This window comes from Enterobacter sp. DVT3837, assembly GCF_056238685.1.
This window is the reverse complement of the sequence record NZ_JBWDLA010000002.1, coordinates 1-14,914: the sequence shown is the minus strand read 5'-3', so window position 1 is coordinate 14,914 and position 14,914 is coordinate 1. Positions and strand designations below refer to the sequence as shown.

Genomic DNA, 14,914 nt, shown 5'->3' with positions numbered 1-14,914 from the left:
ACGAGATGCTTATGCGCTTTATGTTGCTGATGTTGGCATTCACGAGCCTGTCCAGCCAGGCGCAAGCCATCAAAGAAAATATCGCCTTCGCGGTGATTGGCGAGCCGAAATACGCGGTCAATTTTACACATTTCGATTACGTCAACCCAGCCGCCCCCAAAGGTGGGAAGGTAACACTTTCCGCCACGGGAACGTTCGACAACTTCAACCGCTACGCCCTGCGTGGCGTGGCGGCCGCGCGAACGGAATCACTTTACGATACGCTTTTTGTCACGTCTGATGATGAGCCCGGCAGCTACTATCCACTGATTGCCGATAACGTGCGTTACGCGGATAACTTTGCCTGGGCTGAAATCTCGATAAACCCTCGGGCACGTTTTCACGATGGTTCACCGGTTAAGGCCAGTGACGTCGCGTTCACCTTTCACAAATTTATGACTGAAGGCGTGCCCCAATTCCGCATCGTGTACAAAGGCGCATCCGTCAGAGCCATTGCGCCGCTCACCGTGCGCATCGAGCTGAGCGAACCCAACAAAGAGAATATGCTCAGCCTGTTCTCACTGCCGGTGATGCCTCAATCGTTCTGGAAAGATCACAAACTGAGCGACCCGCTCTCTACTCCCCCTCTGGCAGGTGGTCCTTACCGCATTACCGACTGGCGCATGGGGCAATATGTGGTCTATTCCCGCGTCAAAGACTACTGGGCCGCAAACCTGCCAGTTAACCGCGGGCGCTGGAATTTCGACACCCTTCGTTATGATTACTACCTCGACGATAACGTGGCATTTGAAGCATTTAAAGCCGGTGCCTTCGATCTGCGCGTCGAGAGCAACGCCAAAAACTGGGCCACGCGGTATATCGGGAAAAATTTCGCGAAAGGTTACATCGTTAAAGATGAGCACAAAAATGAGTCCGCCCAGGACACCCGCTGGCTGGCATTTAATATTCAGCGTCCGGTGTTTAATGACCGCCGGGTACGGGAAGCGATTTCCCTGGCCTTTGATTTTGAGTGGATGAACAAAGCGCTGTTTTACGGGGCCTACAGCCGTGCGAACAGCTATTTCCAGAACACGGAATATGCCGCGCGCGACTACCCGAAAGCTGACGAGCTGCTCCTGCTGGCACCGCTGAAAGCGGAAGTACCCGCGGAAGTGTTCACCTCGGTGTTTCAGCCGCCCGTGTCGAACGGTGACGGCTACGACCGCGCCAACCTGCTGAAAGCCAGCAAGCTGCTGGATGACGCGGGCTGGCCCCTGAAGAATCAAAAGCGTGTGGATGCCAAAACGGGTAAGCCTCTCAGCTTTGAGCTGCTGCTTTCATCCGGGGGCAACGATCAGTGGGTACTGCCATTTAAGCACAACCTTGAGCGGCTGGGCGTTACCATGAACATTCGTCAGGTTGATAACGCGCAGATTACCAATCGCATGCGCAGCCGTGATTACGACATGATGCAGCGCTTGTGGCCCGCACAGCCGTGGCCAAGCTCCGATCTGCAAATTTCATGGGCCTCCAGCTACATCGACTCCTCATATAATGCCCCGGGGGTGAAAAGCCCGGCGATTGATAGTCTGATTGCAAAAATAGTGGCGGCGCAAGGCGATAAAGAAAAGCTCCTGCCGCTCGGGCGGGCGCTCGACAGGGTCTTAACCTGGAACTACTACATGCTGCCGATGTGGTATATGGGCGAAGATCGTCTTGCTCGCTGGGACAAGTTCTCCGTGCCTGCCGTACGCCCTGTCTATTCATTGGGCTTTGATACCTGGTGGTATGACGTCAACAAAGCCGCCAGACTCCCCGCTGAGCGACGCTAAGGAATCATCATGGGTGCCTATCTTATCCGCCGTCTGCTGTTGGTCATCCCGACCCTGTGGGCCATCATCACGATTAACTTTTTTATCGTGCAAATCGCGCCTGGCGGCCCGGTTGATCAGGCTATTGCCGCTATCGAGTTTGGTAATAGCGGCGGTATGCCAGGCGGCGGCGGTGAAGGAATGGGCGCGAGCCATGCGCGAACCGGCGTCGGGAATATCAGTGAAAGTCATTATCGCGGTGGGCGTGGACTGGATCCTGAAGTGATCGCCGAGATCACCCACCGCTATGGCTTTGACAAACCCATTCACGAGCGCTATTTCAAAATGCTCTGGGACTATATTCGCTTTGATTTCGGCGATAGCCTGTTTCGCAGTGCATCAGTCTTAACATTGATTAAGCAAAGCCTGCCAGTGTCCATTACGCTGGGGCTATGGGGAACGTTGATTATCTACCTGGTCTCGATTCCGCTCGGGATCCGTAAAGCCGTTTATAACGGCAGCCGTTTCGATATCTGGAGTAGCACGTTCATCATCATCGGTTATGCCATCCCGGCGTTTCTGTTTGCCGTCCTGCTGATTGTTTTTTTTGCCGGGGGGAGTTATTTCGATATCTTTCCGCTGCGAGGGTTAGTCTCCGCTGATTTCAGTACCCTGCCGTGGTACCAGAAAATCACCGACTATCTCTGGCATATCACGCTACCGGTTCTGGCAACGGTTATTGGCGGGTTTGCGGCTCTGACCATGCTGACCAAAAACGCCTTTCTTGATGAAATTCGAAAACAGTACGTCGTCACGGCCCGCGCCAAGGGCGTAAGCGAGAAGCAGATTATGTGGAAGCACGTATTCCGCAACGCCATGCTGCTGGTCATTGCCGGATTTCCTGCCACGTTCATCAGTATGTTTTTTACCGGTTCACTGCTGATCGAGGTGATGTTCTCACTCAACGGTCTGGGCCTGCTGGGCTATGAAGCCACCGTCTCGCGCGATTATCCGGTGATGTTTGGCACACTCTACATTTTCACCCTGATTGGCCTGCTGCTGAATATCGTCAGTGATATCAGCTATACGCTGGTTGATCCCCGAATTGATTTTGAGGGCCGCTAATGTCGCGTTTAAGCCCCGTAAACCAGGCCCGCTGGGCCCGTTTTCGCCACAACCGCCGCGGCTACTGGTCACTGTGGATTTTTGCCGTGTTGTTTATTTTAAGCATGTGCTCTGAGTTGATTGCCAACGACAAGCCTTTGCTGGTGCATTTTAACGACCGCTGGTATGTACCGGTTCTCGCTAATTACAGTGAAAGCGATTTTGGTGGCCCGTTTGCAACGCCTGCGGAGTATCAGGACCCGTGGCTTCGCCAGCAAATTGAGCAACATGGCTGGGCTATCTGGGCACCGGTGCGTTTTGGCGCAAACAGCATTAACTTTGCCACCACAACGCCCTTCCCTTCCCCACCCTCCGCGCAAAACTGGCTGGGAACGGATGCCAACGGTGGCGATGTCCTGGCGCGCATCCTTTATGGCACACGGATATCGCTCCTCTTTGGACTTATGCTGACGCTTTTTTCCAGTGTGATGGGGGTCGTGGCCGGCGCGGTTCAGGGCTATTACGGTGGAAAAATAGACCTGTGGGGCCAGCGTGTTATTGAAGTCTGGTCAGGCATGCCGACGCTGTTTCTGATCATCCTGCTTTCGAGTGTGGTACAGCCAAACTTCTGGTGGCTGTTAGGTATCACCGTACTCTTCGGCTGGATGGCGCTGGTGGGTGTCGTGCGGGCGGAATTTCTGCGCACCCGCAACTTCGACTATATTCGCGCCGCGCAGGCGCTGGGCGTGAGCGACCGCGGGATTATTTTCCGCCATATGCTGCCTAACGCCGTGGTGGCCACGCTTACCTTCCTGCCGTTTATTCTGTGCAGCTCCATCACCACCCTCACCTCGCTGGATTTTCTTGGCTTCGGGTTACCACTGGGTTCCCCGTCGCTCGGCGAGTTGCTGTTACAGGGCAAGAACAACCTGCAGGCGCCGTGGCTGGGTATTACCGCCTTTCTTTCTGTGGCCGTGCTGCTTTCGTTGCTGATTTTTATTGGCGAAGCCGTGCGCGATGCCTTCGATCCTAATAAGGCGGTATAAGATGACGCAGCCCCTTCTCAGTATTGATAACCTGTCGATTGCTTTTTCAACACAGGGTGAGATGCGTACCGTCGTCACCGACCTGTCACTCCAGATCCAGCGCGGTGAAACGTTGGCGCTGGTGGGTGAGTCAGGTTCAGGCAAGAGCGTCTCAGCTCTCTCCATCCTGCGTCTGCTGCCCTCTCCGCCCGTGAGTTACCCGCAAGGCGACATTCTTTTTCACGGCAACTCGCTGTTGCATGCTGACGAACATACCTTGCGCGCAATCCGCGGTAATAAGATTGCCATGATTTTCCAGGAACCGATGGTTTCTCTTAACCCCCTTCATAGCCTGGAAAAACAGCTCTATGAAGTCCTGTCCCTACACCGAGGTATGCGCAAAGAAGCCGCACGCGGGGAAATTCTGGACTGCCTTGAACGAACCGGCATACGCAATGCAGCCAAACGGCTGAATGATTTTCCGCACCAGCTCTCCGGCGGCGAGCGCCAGCGCGTGATGATTGCCATGGCCCTGCTCACGCGCCCCGAACTGTTAATTGCTGATGAACCTACAACGGCACTGGACGTGACGGTGCAGGCGCAAATTTTGACGCTGCTGCGCGAGTTGCGTGACGAGCTGAACATGAGTTTGCTGTTTATCACGCACAACCTGAGTATTGTGAAAAAGTTGGCCGACAGCGTTGCGGTGATGCAAAACGGGCGATGTGTCGAGCAGAATATCGCATCCACGCTGTTAAACGCGCCACAACACCCGTATACCCAGCGTCTGCTCGACAGTGAGCCCTCTGGCGACCCGGTTCCTCTGTCAGCTGACAGCGTACCGCTGTTGCGTGTTGAGGATTTGTCCGTCTCGTTTCCCATTCGCAAAGGAATTCTGCGGCGCGTCGTCGACCAGAATCCGGTGTTGAAAAATATCCGCTTCTCTCTGCGCCCGGGGGAATCTCTGGGACTGGTAGGTGAATCCGGTTCGGGTAAAAGCACCACCGGCCTGGCGCTGCTGCGTTTAATCGCTTCTCAGGGCGAGATCCTCTTTGACAATATGCCGCTGCATCGGTGGAACCGACGCCAGATGCTCCCGGTACGCCCCCGTATGCAGGTGGTATTTCAGGACCCCAACTCCTCGCTTAACCCACGGCTCAGCGTGTTACAGATCGTTGAAGAGGGTCTGCGTGTTCATCAGCCCAGCCTGAATGCCCAACAACGGGAACAGGAGGTCATGCGGGTCATGAACGAAGTGGGCTTAGATCCCGATACCCGTCACCGCTATCCGGCAGAATTCTCCGGCGGGCAGCGTCAGCGTATCGCTATTGCCCGTGCGCTGATCCTGAAACCGGAACTGATTATTCTGGATGAACCGACGTCTTCGCTGGACAGAACCGTCCAGGCGCAGATCCTGAAACTGCTCAAGGGGTTACAGGAAAAACACCGGCTGGCCTATATCTTTATCAGCCATGATTTACAGGTGGTTCGGGCGCTATGCCATCAGGTGATTGTGTTGCGACAGGGAGAAGTGGTCGAACAGGGGGAGTGCCAGCGCGTATTTACTGCGCCAACGCAGAGTTACACGCGCCAGCTGCTTTCAGCAGACTAGCGCTCAGAATGGATACTGGCCAGAGAAAGGCTCCGCAATAGCAACGCCAAAATTTTTCAGACGGCAGGTCGCGGCAAACTCATCCTGGCTTTTAACAAACAGGCACGGCTCACCTTCGCACTCCAGTACAGAGCTGTCTACTTCGATATCCGTCAACGCCTGGCTTAAGCGTTCCATAACCGGCCATGCGTTTTCGTCGCTCGGGCTAAGCAATTTGAGCGCAACCAGACAATTATCGCAGTCCGCGGCACTTTGCGGAATCGGTTCAACTTTCAAACCTGCAAAACCCGCTGACCAGCGATAGCTCTGGGGCAAGCGATGGACAATGGAGAGTTGTAATGTATTCACGTTCGTTCCCCGGAAGCAAAATTTACTTCACAATTTATTTACATTTATAGTAACACATCATCGCTAACCTGCACTATTCAGCGCTTTTTTATAGGAATCCAGGCTTGCGTCGGCGCTATATGTACCCGTTTCTGCGATCTAACTCAACCTTTTTGAATACAATGATGTGACTTTTTACATAAATAGATTTTACATAAAAGAAACAAACGCCGGGTGTGTGAACGTGGGTTTGGTTGATATGTATCAACAAAAAAGGCCCTGTAGGGCCTTTTTTGTGCTTTAGTGAGCCGTTTTTCGCGGTCGACTGGCGTAAAGATAGAAGAGTATGGAGCTGGTTGCGCAAAAAGCCATCGCCCATAACATCGGCCAGGCCGTCGTAAAGGTAGCCATAGAAAGCAACGCCCCGACAATCGCCCCAATACCAAAGCGGAACGTTCCTGCCAGTGACGATGCTGTTCCCGCCATATGTGGGAATTCATCGAGGATCACCGCCATCGCATTCGACGATACCATCGACACGCAGCCGACAAAAGCCGCCACACCCACTACCAGCGCCCAGAAGCCCACGCCCAGAAACGCGCTCACCACCAGCCAGATCGCCATCACAAACTGGATCCACAGCCCGGCGCGGAACATGTTCAGCGCCCCCACCCGCCGGACAAAACGGCTGTTGATGATGGTCATGATGAACAGGAAGACGATGTTAAGCGCAAAGTAATAGCCGAAGTGCTGCGGCGAAACGTGGTTCAGTTCGATGTAGACAAACGGCCCGGCGCTCAGGAAGGAGAACATCCCGGCAAAGCTGAACCCGCTTGCCAACATATAGCTGAGCACGCGCTTGTGGCGAAACAGTGAGGCGAAGTTACCTATTGTGGTGCGGATGTGGAATTTCTGGCGGCGCTCGACGGGAAGCGTTTCATCAATAAAGAAGAAAATCATCGCGGAGGCCAGCAGCGCGGCCAGCGCCAGGATCCAGAAAATCGCATGCCAGCTAAACCACACCAGCACCGCACCACCCGCCATCGGGGCCACCAGCGGCGCAATCGTCGTCACCAGCATCACGAACGACATCATGCGGGAGAACTCTTCTTTCGGGTAGATATCGCGCATCAGGGCGTTAATCACCACGCTTGCCGCTGCCGCCGCCAGACCGTGGAAGAAGCGCATGATAATCAGATGATCGATGGTCTGAGCCAGCGCACAGGCAACTGCCGCGGCCGCAAAGACCAACGTCCCACCCAGAATAACAGGCTTGCGTCCCAGGCTATCCGCCATCGGGCCATAAAACAGCTGGCCGAGGGCAAAACCGAGTATATAGGTGCTGAGTGTCATCTGTGCGCTGCCTGCCGGTACGCCAAACTGCGCGGCAATAACCGGCAGTGCAGGCAGATACATATCAATCGACAGCGGCATCAACATGGCCAGCAGGCCAAGAATGAAGACAATTTTGAACGACGAGTGTGGCCTGGTGGTCACAGAGTTCTCCTGAGATTAATGCGAAGGCAGACCGACGCTGGCGATCTCTTCTTCCGTTAACGGGCGGTATTCGCCTGGCGCCAGGTCGTGATCGAGTTCAATCGCACCAATCCGCTCACGATGCAAGCCGACAACGTGGTTCCCCACTGCAGCAAACATCCGTTTTACCTGATGATAGCGCCCTTCGCTGATGGTCAAGCGAACTTCGGTCGGGGTGATCACCTCAAGGACGGCGGGTTTGGTGAGATCTTTCTCATTATGCAGCTGAACGCCTTTGGCGAATTGCTCTGCCGTGTCATCCGCTACCGGAGACTCCAGCGTCACCAGATAGGTTTTCTCGCAATGATGGCGCGGAGAGGTAATACGGTGCGACCACTGCCCGTCGTCAGTCATCAGTACCAGTCCGGTGGTGTCGATATCCAGGCGACCAGCGGCATGCAGCTTGTGCGCCACCGGTTCGTCGAGGAAATAGAGTACTGTCGGGTGATCCGGATCGTCCGTTGAACAGACATAGCCTTCCGGCTTGTTGAGCATGAAATAGCGTGGGCCATGCTGCTGGGTCAGCGGATTGCCGTCATACTCAACCTGATGGTCCGGTTGCAGTTTGAAAGCGCTGTCTCTCACAATGTCGCCGTCCACGGTAACGCGGCTGGCGCGAATTTCACGCCCGGCAATAGCGCGGCTTACGCCGAGTTGCTGAGCGATAAACTTATCAAGTCGCATGAAATCTTTTTAGCCTTAATGGTGCTGGAAGTCGAACAGTACGTCCGAAAAAGAAGCAGTCTGGAACGGTTCAGTATAATGGTCTGGTTGCGCCACTCAAGGGAAAAAGTTTCGTGGCATACTATGTGCGGAATAATGAAACCGAGACCCCATGACTTTTACACTTCGTCCCTATCAGCAGGAAGCCGTTGATGCCACCCTCGCGTGGTTCCGTAAACATCGTGAACCTGCGGCTATTGTGCTTCCAACCGGTGCAGGCAAGAGCCTGGTCATCGCCGAACTGGCACGTCTGGCCCGCGGTCGTGTGCTGGTGCTGGCGCACGTCAAAGAACTGGTCGCGCAAAACCATGCCAAATATTGCGCACTCGGGCTGAAAGCCGACATTTTCGCCGCCGGGCTAAAGCGTAAAGAGAGCCACGGTAAAGTGGTCTTTGGCAGCGTGCAGTCGGTGGCCCGCAATCTGGATCTGTTTCGCAGCGAATTTTCGCTGCTGATTGTTGACGAGTGTCACCGCATCAGCGATGACGACGGCAGCCAGTATCAGCAAATCCTGACACACCTGAAAGAAGTGAACCCACACCTGCGCCTGCTGGGCCTGACGGCGACCCCGTTTCGTCTGGGGAAAGGCTGGATCTATCGTTACCATTATCACGGCATGGTGCGCGGCGATGACAAGGCCCTGTTTAGCGACTGCATCTACGAGCTTCCGCTGCGCTACATGATTAAACACGGTTACCTGACGCCGCCTGAACGCCTGGATATGCCGGTGGTGCAGTACGATTTCAGCCGTCTGCAGGCACAGAGCAACGGGTTGTTCAGCGAAGCGGATCTTAACCAGGAGCTGAAAAAGCAAAAGCGCATTACGCCGCATATCATCAGCCAGATTGAGGAGTTCGCCGCGACGCGCAAAGGAGTGATGATCTTCGCCGCCACCGTTGAGCACGCACGAGAAATTACCGGGTTACTGCCCTCCGGCGACGCGGCATTAATCACTGGCGAGACCCCAGGCCCTGAGCGCGACAGCCTGATTGACGCCTTTAAAGCCCAGCAGTTCCGCTATCTGGTTAACGTGTCGGTACTGACCACCGGCTTTGACGCCCCGCACGTCGACCTGATCGCTATTTTGCGCCCGACCGAATCGGTCAGTCTGTATCAGCAAATTGTTGGCCGCGGCCTGCGTCTGGCGCCGGGTAAAACCGACTGTCTGATTCTGGATTATGCCGGTAACCCGCACGATCTCTATACGCCTGAGGTCGGCGCGCCAAAAGGAAAAAGCGACAACGTGCCGGTACAGGTTTTTTGTCCTGCCTGTGGTTTTGCCAACACCTTCTGGGGTAAAACCACCGCCGACGGCACGCTAATTGAGCATTTTGGCCGCCGCTGTCAGGGCTGGTTTGAAGATGACGAAGGGCATCGCGAGCAGTGCGATTTCCGTTTCCGCTTCAAGAACTGCCCACAATGCAACGCCGAAAATGACATTGCCGCACGCCGCTGCCGGGAATGTGACACGGTACTGGTCGATCCTGACGACATGTTAAAAGCGGCACTGAAGTTAAAAGATGCATTGGTGCTCCGCTGCTCAGGCATGGCACTACAGCCCGGTGCGGATGAAAAAGGCGAGTGGTTAAAAATCACCTACTACGATGAGGACGGGGCGGACGTCAGTGAGCGTTTCAGGGTACAAACTCCCGCTCAACGCACGGCCTTCGAGCAACTCTTTATTCGCCCGCACACCCGTACGCCAGGTGTTCCTCTGCGCTGGATAACCGTGGACGATATCGTGCACCAGCAGTCGTTACTGCGCCATCCGGATTTTGTTGTTGCTCGCAAGAAAGGCCAGTTCTGGCAGGTCCGTGAGAAGGTCTTTGACTATGAAGGTCGCTTTCGTCGCGCCAACGAATTGCGCGGTTAACGGGACTTTTCATTGATGTGAGGAGCATTTGAGTATAAAATGCCGCCCGCTTCACATCCGTGAGGCAGAACACTCACCTGCTGCTGGGTCGCCTGTAGTAGGGTTTTAAATACAGAGAGAAATCAATGTTTACTATCGAAGCAGAAGTACGTAACGTGCAGGGTAAGGGTGCGAGCCGCCGCCTGCGTAACGCTAACAAGTTCCCGGCTATCGTTTACGGTGGCGAAGCTGCTCCAGTTGCAATCGAACTGGATCACGACAAACTGTGGAACCTGCAGACCAAAGCTGAATTCTACAGCGAAGTTCTGACCATCGTTGTTGGCGGTAAAGAAGAAAAAGTGAAAGTTCAGGCTGTTCAGCGTCACGCGTTCAAGCCAAAACTGACTCACATCGACTTCGTTCGCGCGTAATCGCAAACTCGTCGAGAAAAACCCCGCTTCTGCGGGGTTTTTTGTGCCTGCTATTTACCGCCAGAAGTACGGCGCTGAAGCTGATCGCGCAGGTTCGGCGGCGTTCCTTTAATGGTCAGCGTATCGGTGGCAGGATCCCAGAAAATGCGTTCTCCCAGCAACATCGCATCAAAGTTAATGGTTAACCCGCCGCCACTGCCGGCAAACTTGGTTAACTGACGCAGCGTACTGCGATCCGCCGGGAAGCTCTCTTCAAGCTCATAGCCTTTATCCGCGGTGAACTCCTGGAAGCTGACTTCGCTGACGCCCGCCAGCTCTTTTGACAGCGACTCCAGCTCAATCTCTTCCCCCGCCTGCAGCTGTTCGTTGCAGTAGCTATAGACCTGCTGGCGCACGTTCTGGCGCTCAGATTTATCGAGCTGCGCTTCTGCCGTGAAGTCATCAACCGCCTGGAGCAGCCCTTTGTTCTGCGCTTTGGCGTTCAGGCCTTCGCTGGCGCCGAGGAAGTCCATAAAGAAATCCGCCACTTTGCGGCCCACGCGCCCCTTCAGGAAAGTCAAGTAGCGAGTCGACTCCGGGTTGGTTTCCCACTCGGTCAAATCAATACGCGCCACGATATCCGCATGGTTAATATCCAGATAATGCGTTGAGCTAATATCCAGCTGTTCGTTCACGCGCATGCTGCTTAAGTTATTCAGTACGGTAACCAGCAGATACTCTACGGCCAGATAGCGGTAGTGGCAGAACAGCACAATCCCGCCGTCGGCGAAGGGATATTTCGCCAGCTCGTCGCGCAGACGTCCGGTCGCGGCGCGGCTAAACGCCAGAAAATCTTCTTCGCCCTGACGTTGCAGACGCAGGCTATCAGCCAGTTCGCTCTCTTCACTGAACAGGCCATAGGCTTTATTTTTAGCGCTGTAGACACGGTGTAACTCCGCCATCATCTCTACAACAGTAGGCGTGGGTTCCAGTAACGAATCGCGCAGCACCACTTCAAGGGTTTGCTCATCACGCTTGATAAGCTGGTGCAAGGCAATCTGGTTGATTTCCAGACTCATGATAAACTCTCCTTTTAGACCGGGCGGTATTCAACCACCACCAGGGCATGTGTGCAACAACAGATAAAAAAGGGGAAAAAAAGCTGTTGCTACGGTAATATGTTGCCCTTTCATCAACAAACTGATTTTGATTTATGCCACAACATTCCCGCTACAGTGATGAACACGTTGAACAGCTGCTCAGTGAGCTGGTTAACGTACTGGAAAAACATAAAACGCCGACCGATCTCTCCCTGATGGTTTTGGGAAATATGGTCACCAACCTGATTAATACCAGCGTTGCTCCGGCTCAGCGTCAGGCGATCGCCAAATCTTTCGCCCAGGCTTTACAGTCATCCGTCAGCAACGACCAGGCCCATTAAGGGATACGAACAACAGTTTATGGTGACGAATCGTCAGCGCTACCGTGAAAAAGTCTCCCAGATGGTCAGCTGGGGGCACTGGTTTGCCCTGTTCAACATTCTGCTGGCGACGGTCATTGGCTGTCGTTATCTGTTTGTCGCAGACTGGCCAACAACGCTAACCGGGCGTATCTACTCCTGGATGAGCGTTGTGGGTCACTTTAGCTTTTTGGTTTTCGCCACCTATCTGCTGATCCTGTTCCCTCTGACGTTTATCGTCATGTCGCAGCGTCTGATGCGGTTCTTGTCCGCCATCCTTGCGACGGTGGGGATGACACTACTGCTTATCGACAGCGAAGTGTTCACCCGCTTCCACCTGCATCTCAATCCCATCGTCTGGGAACTGGTGATTAACCCCGACCAGAATGAAACGGCCCGTGACTGGCAGCTGATGTTTATCAGCGTCCCGGTGATCCTGTTGATTGAGATGCTGTTTGCCACCTGGAGCTGGCAAAAACTTCGCAGCCTGACCCGGCGGCGGCATTATGCCAAGCCCGTCGCCGCGCTCTTTTTTGTCTCATTTATCAGCTCGCATATTATGTATATCTGGGCGGATGCGAACTTCTATCGCCCTATTACCATGCAGCGCGCTAACCTGCCGCTCTCGTATCCAATGACCGCCCGTCGTTTCCTCGAAAAACACGGTCTGCTTGACGCGCAGGAGTACCAGCGCCGTCTGGTCGAACAGGGTAATCCGGAAGCAGTCAGCGTTCAGTATCCTCTGAGCGATCTGCACTATCGCGATATGGGTCGCGGGCAAAACGTCTTGCTGATCACCGTCGATGGCCTGAACTATTCCCGTTATGAGAAGCAGATGCCTGCGCTGGCCGATTTCGCGAGTCAAAACGTCACGTTCACCCAGCATATGAGCTCTGGTAATTCTACAGATGCGGGTATCTTTGGGCTGTTCTATGGCATCTCAGCTGGATACATGGACGGCGTGCTGTCTGCCCGTACGCCTGCGGCACTGATCACCGGGCTGAATCAGCAAGGGTATCAGTTAGGGTTGTTCTCCTCTGATGGCTTTAACAGCCCGCTTTACCGCCAGGCGTTGCTGTCTGATTTCTCCCTGCCGGCGGCACAAAATCAGTCTGATGCGCAGACCGCCAGCCAATGGATAAACTGGCTGCAACGATACGCCCAGGAAGATAACCGCTGGTTCTCGTGGGTTGCCTTTAACGGCACAACGCTCGCTAACAGCAATAAGAATGACTTTGCGCGCCGCTACAGCCGCGCGGCTGGCGATGTGGATGCGCAGATAGGCCGAGTGCTTGAGGCGCTGCGTGAGTCAGGCAAACTGGATAATACCGTGGTGATCGTGACCGCTGGCCATGGCGTCCCGCTGGGTGACGAGACGAAGGGTATGAGTTGGTCTCGCCCGAATCTTCAGGTTCCGCTGGTGATCCATTGGCCTGGCACGCCGGCTCAGCGCATTACTATGCTTACCGAGCATAAAGATGTGATGACCACCCTGATGCAACGCCTGCTGCATGTCAGCACGCCAGCAAACGAGTATTCACAGGGGCAGGATCTCTTCAGTGCCACGCGCCGCCATAACTGGGTTACGGCTGCCGGGAATAACACACTGGTGGTGACCACGCCTAAGCTGACGCTGGTGCTGAACAGCAACGGGAATTATCAGACGTACAACCTGCAGGGCGAGCGGTTGAAAGACCAGAAACCGCAGTTAAGCCTGCTGCTGCAGGTCCTGACGGATGAGAAGCGCTTCATCGCTAACTGATTAATAATAAACCAGTTAGCGATAGATTCCCTTGCATTCAAAACGGAATCGAGTAGTATTCTTTTCATGCGTCGGCACGTAGCGCAGCCTGGTAGCGCACCGTCATGGGGTGTCGGGGGTCGGAGGTTCAAATCCTCTCGTGCCGACCAAAAATACTTTGAAAACCAGCCTCTTATGGTTGGTTTTTTCATGTTTAAAATTTGTGCGGGGAATCATTGGGGAAAAATGGGGGAATAACCCCCGACATTTACACGCTACATTACAGGCGATTTATCGTCTTTAACTTGGTTAAGTGTATGTGTAAGAACGCCGTGCACCGTAACATCATTCAAGGCTTCTCCTTCGATCGCCTCACCCTCTTCCGTTATCAGTGCCTGACCCATTAGCTTCACAAACTGGTTTCTCCCGTCCATGCTAACCAGCAACGTATCCCCTCCTTCTGGCTTCAGACTGACGTTAATAACGGCCCAGCCGCATGAAGTTTCAATAACCCGGCAGTTGTTATCTACACCACAGATAACATCTATCGTCATGCGCTGCTCTTGGTAATCCATGGCTGGCGATGGAAATCCCATTAGAAAACCCTCCCCATGTTACGCAGGATCCAGTATCGGTTCTCGCTTCCGTTTGTCGTCTTATCGGCGAAGTCCGGCTGGTATCGCTCGATCCATGAATTTGCATCTGCCTGGCTGAAATGCCAGTTCCTTTCCTGCAGTTCAGCGATGAATTTGTCTGTATGCAGGCAGAGATAGCCCTTCGGGTTTTGCTGTATGGCCGCAATAAAAGCAGCACGAATATCCGGTTGACGAGGCATAAACGCACCCTCACTCGCTCATTGACTGTATGCATATACAGTAGTATTTTTATAAAAACAGATCAAGCACAGGCAATTTTCACTTTTAAGAGGATCGTTATGTTTGTTGAACTGGTTTATGACAAGCGAAATGTTGAGGGACTTGAAGGAGCCAGAGAGATTATCCTGGCAGAGCTGACGAAGCGAGTGCACCAGATCTTCCCTGATGCCGAAGTGAAAGTGAAGCCGATGCAGGCAAACGGCCTGAATAGTGATGCCAGCAAAAGCGATCGGGAAAAACTGAACCGCATGCTGGAGGAAATGTTTGAAGAAGCCGATATGTGGCTTGTATCTGAATAACTACAACTTTCTGGACTGGACTTTAAAAAACACTAACGTATTATGCCCGCCGATTGCTTAGGCATGAACAACCGGCAGTCACCCGCAGCTCGGTTTTTATTAACGTTGCTGCGGTTTCTCACGAATCTTGATCTGATTCAACAGCATTCAATAACTCTTTA

General features: G+C 53.9%; 15 protein-coding genes and 1 tRNA gene. 10 read left to right on the top strand and 6 right to left on the bottom strand.

Features of this window, described 5'->3' with window-relative positions; all coding sequences use genetic code 11:
- The first annotated feature begins 5 nt into the window (after positions 1-5).
- The 4 genes from AC0XWG_RS14990 to yejF are packed head-to-tail and all read left to right on the top strand — an operon-like array spanning position 6 to position 5,531.
- The gene (locus tag AC0XWG_RS14990; protein ID WP_049008187.1) at positions 6-1,811 is read left to right on the top strand and encodes an extracellular solute-binding protein; all 1,806 of its coding nucleotides are present in this window, start codon (positions 6-8) and stop codon (positions 1,809-1,811) included.
- Positions 1,812-1,820: 9 nt separating this feature from the next.
- A complete protein-coding gene (locus AC0XWG_RS14985; protein ID WP_028016291.1) occupies positions 1,821-2,915 on the top strand; it encodes a microcin C ABC transporter permease YejB in 1,095 nt (364 codons plus the stop codon).
- On the top strand, positions 2,915-3,940 hold the full coding sequence (locus AC0XWG_RS14980; protein WP_028016290.1) for an ABC transporter permease: 1,026 nt from the start codon (positions 2,915-2,917) through the stop codon (positions 3,938-3,940). Before AC0XWG_RS14985 ends, AC0XWG_RS14980 begins: the two co-directional genes overlap by 1 nt.
- A gap of 1 nt (position 3,941) precedes the next feature.
- A complete protein-coding gene (gene yejF, locus AC0XWG_RS14975; protein ID WP_128347427.1) occupies positions 3,942-5,531 on the top strand; it encodes a microcin C ABC transporter ATP-binding protein YejF in 1,590 nt (529 codons plus the stop codon).
- Positions 5,532-5,534: 3 nt separating this feature from the next.
- Here the strand turns inward: yejF and AC0XWG_RS14970 are convergent, their stop codons facing one another.
- The 3 genes from AC0XWG_RS14970 to rsuA all read right to left on the bottom strand — a co-directional run bounded on the left by AC0XWG_RS14970 (position 5,535) and on the right by rsuA (position 8,078).
- Positions 5,535-5,879, bottom strand: coding sequence for a YejG family protein (locus tag AC0XWG_RS14970; protein ID WP_028016288.1), 345 nt, complete (start codon positions 5,877-5,879; stop codon positions 5,535-5,537).
- Between the two features lie 279 nt (positions 5,880-6,158).
- On the bottom strand, positions 6,159-7,355 hold the full coding sequence (locus AC0XWG_RS14965; protein WP_108090810.1) for a Bcr/CflA family multidrug efflux MFS transporter: 1,197 nt from the start codon (positions 7,353-7,355) through the stop codon (positions 6,159-6,161).
- Between the two features lie 15 nt (positions 7,356-7,370).
- Positions 7,371-8,078, bottom strand: a complete 708-nt coding sequence (gene rsuA, locus AC0XWG_RS14960; RefSeq protein ID WP_028016286.1) for a 16S rRNA pseudouridine(516) synthase RsuA — start codon at positions 8,076-8,078, stop codon at positions 7,371-7,373.
- 151 nt (positions 8,079-8,229) lie between these two features.
- Here rsuA and radD point away from each other — a divergent pair, with 151 nt between their 5' ends.
- Together radD and rplY are read left to right on the top strand one after the other, a co-directional pair.
- Positions 8,230-9,990, top strand: a complete 1,761-nt coding sequence (gene radD, locus AC0XWG_RS14955; RefSeq protein ID WP_128347426.1) for a DNA repair helicase RadD — start codon at positions 8,230-8,232, stop codon at positions 9,988-9,990.
- Between the two features lie 125 nt (positions 9,991-10,115).
- A complete protein-coding gene (gene rplY / locus AC0XWG_RS14950) occupies positions 10,116-10,400 on the top strand; it encodes a 50S ribosomal protein L25 (RefSeq protein WP_023312497.1) in 285 nt (94 codons plus the stop codon).
- 50 nt (positions 10,401-10,450) lie between these two features.
- Here the strand turns inward: rplY and yejK are convergent, their stop codons facing one another.
- Positions 10,451-11,458: a nucleoid-associated protein YejK gene (gene yejK, locus AC0XWG_RS14945; protein WP_028016284.1), complete on the bottom strand. Its 1,008-nt coding sequence runs from the start codon at positions 11,456-11,458 to the stop codon at positions 10,451-10,453.
- A gap of 134 nt (positions 11,459-11,592) precedes the next feature.
- Here yejK and AC0XWG_RS14940 point away from each other — a divergent pair, with 134 nt between their 5' ends.
- The 3 genes from AC0XWG_RS14940 to AC0XWG_RS14930 all read left to right on the top strand — a co-directional run bounded on the left by AC0XWG_RS14940 (position 11,593) and on the right by AC0XWG_RS14930 (position 13,749).
- Positions 11,593-11,820 carry a YejL family protein gene (locus AC0XWG_RS14940; RefSeq protein ID WP_014884596.1) on the top strand — a complete coding sequence of 76 codons (228 nt, stop codon included), beginning with the start codon at positions 11,593-11,595 and terminating at the stop codon, positions 11,818-11,820.
- Between the two features lie 19 nt (positions 11,821-11,839).
- Positions 11,840-13,600, top strand: coding sequence for an LPS biosynthesis-modulating metalloenzyme YejM (yejM, locus tag AC0XWG_RS14935; RefSeq protein ID WP_028016283.1), 1,761 nt, complete (start codon positions 11,840-11,842; stop codon positions 13,598-13,600).
- Positions 13,601-13,672: 72 nt separating this feature from the next.
- Positions 13,673-13,749: transfer RNA gene (locus AC0XWG_RS14930), tRNA-Pro, on the top strand.
- A 105-nt stretch (positions 13,750-13,854) separates the two neighbouring features.
- On the opposite strand, the gene AC0XWG_RS14925 is transcribed toward AC0XWG_RS14930, so the two are convergent.
- Together AC0XWG_RS14925 and AC0XWG_RS14920 are read right to left on the bottom strand one after the other, a co-directional pair.
- Positions 13,855-14,175, bottom strand: coding sequence for a hypothetical protein (locus tag AC0XWG_RS14925; RefSeq protein WP_049015053.1), 321 nt, complete (start codon positions 14,173-14,175; stop codon positions 13,855-13,857).
- Positions 14,175-14,414, bottom strand: coding sequence for a hypothetical protein (locus tag AC0XWG_RS14920; RefSeq protein WP_023325685.1), 240 nt, complete (start codon positions 14,412-14,414; stop codon positions 14,175-14,177). The genes AC0XWG_RS14925 and AC0XWG_RS14920 overlap by 1 nt, the downstream gene beginning before the upstream one ends.
- 99 nt (positions 14,415-14,513) lie before the next feature.
- On the opposite strand from AC0XWG_RS14920, the gene AC0XWG_RS14915 reads away from it, so the two are divergent.
- Entirely contained in the window at positions 14,514-14,753 is a 240-nt protein-coding gene (locus AC0XWG_RS14915; RefSeq protein ID WP_257246922.1) for a DinI family protein, read from the top strand.
- Positions 14,754-14,914 lie beyond the last annotated feature (161 nt).

Excerpts from the sequence above, each read along its gene's own strand:
- AC0XWG_RS14980 (WP_028016290.1), top strand. The coding sequence starts at position 2,915 with ATGTCGCGTTTAAGCCCCGTAAACCAGGCCCGCTGGGCCCGTTTTCGC.
- rplY (WP_023312497.1), top strand. The coding sequence starts at position 10,116 with ATGTTTACTATCGAAGCAGAAGTACGTAACGTGCAGGGTAAGGGTGCG.
- yejM (WP_028016283.1), top strand. The coding sequence starts at position 11,840 with ATGGTGACGAATCGTCAGCGCTACCGTGAAAAAGTCTCCCAGATGGTC.
- rsuA (WP_028016286.1), bottom strand. The coding sequence starts at position 8,078 with ATGCGACTTGATAAGTTTATCGCTCAGCAACTCGGCGTAAGCCGCGCT.
- yejK (WP_028016284.1), bottom strand. The coding sequence starts at position 11,458 with ATGAGTCTGGAAATCAACCAGATTGCCTTGCACCAGCTTATCAAGCGT.
- AC0XWG_RS14940 (WP_014884596.1), top strand. The coding sequence starts at position 11,593 with ATGCCACAACATTCCCGCTACAGTGATGAACACGTTGAACAGCTGCTC.
- AC0XWG_RS14990 (WP_049008187.1), top strand. The coding sequence starts at position 6 with ATGCTTATGCGCTTTATGTTGCTGATGTTGGCATTCACGAGCCTGTCC.
- yejF (WP_128347427.1), top strand. The coding sequence starts at position 3,942 with ATGACGCAGCCCCTTCTCAGTATTGATAACCTGTCGATTGCTTTTTCA.
- AC0XWG_RS14925 (WP_049015053.1), bottom strand. The coding sequence starts at position 14,175 with ATGGGATTTCCATCGCCAGCCATGGATTACCAAGAGCAGCGCATGACG.
- AC0XWG_RS14915 (WP_257246922.1), top strand. The coding sequence starts at position 14,514 with ATGTTTGTTGAACTGGTTTATGACAAGCGAAATGTTGAGGGACTTGAA.
- radD (WP_128347426.1), top strand. The coding sequence starts at position 8,230 with ATGACTTTTACACTTCGTCCCTATCAGCAGGAAGCCGTTGATGCCACC.
- AC0XWG_RS14920 (WP_023325685.1), bottom strand. The coding sequence starts at position 14,414 with ATGCCTCGTCAACCGGATATTCGTGCTGCTTTTATTGCGGCCATACAG.
- AC0XWG_RS14985 (WP_028016291.1), top strand. The coding sequence starts at position 1,821 with ATGGGTGCCTATCTTATCCGCCGTCTGCTGTTGGTCATCCCGACCCTG.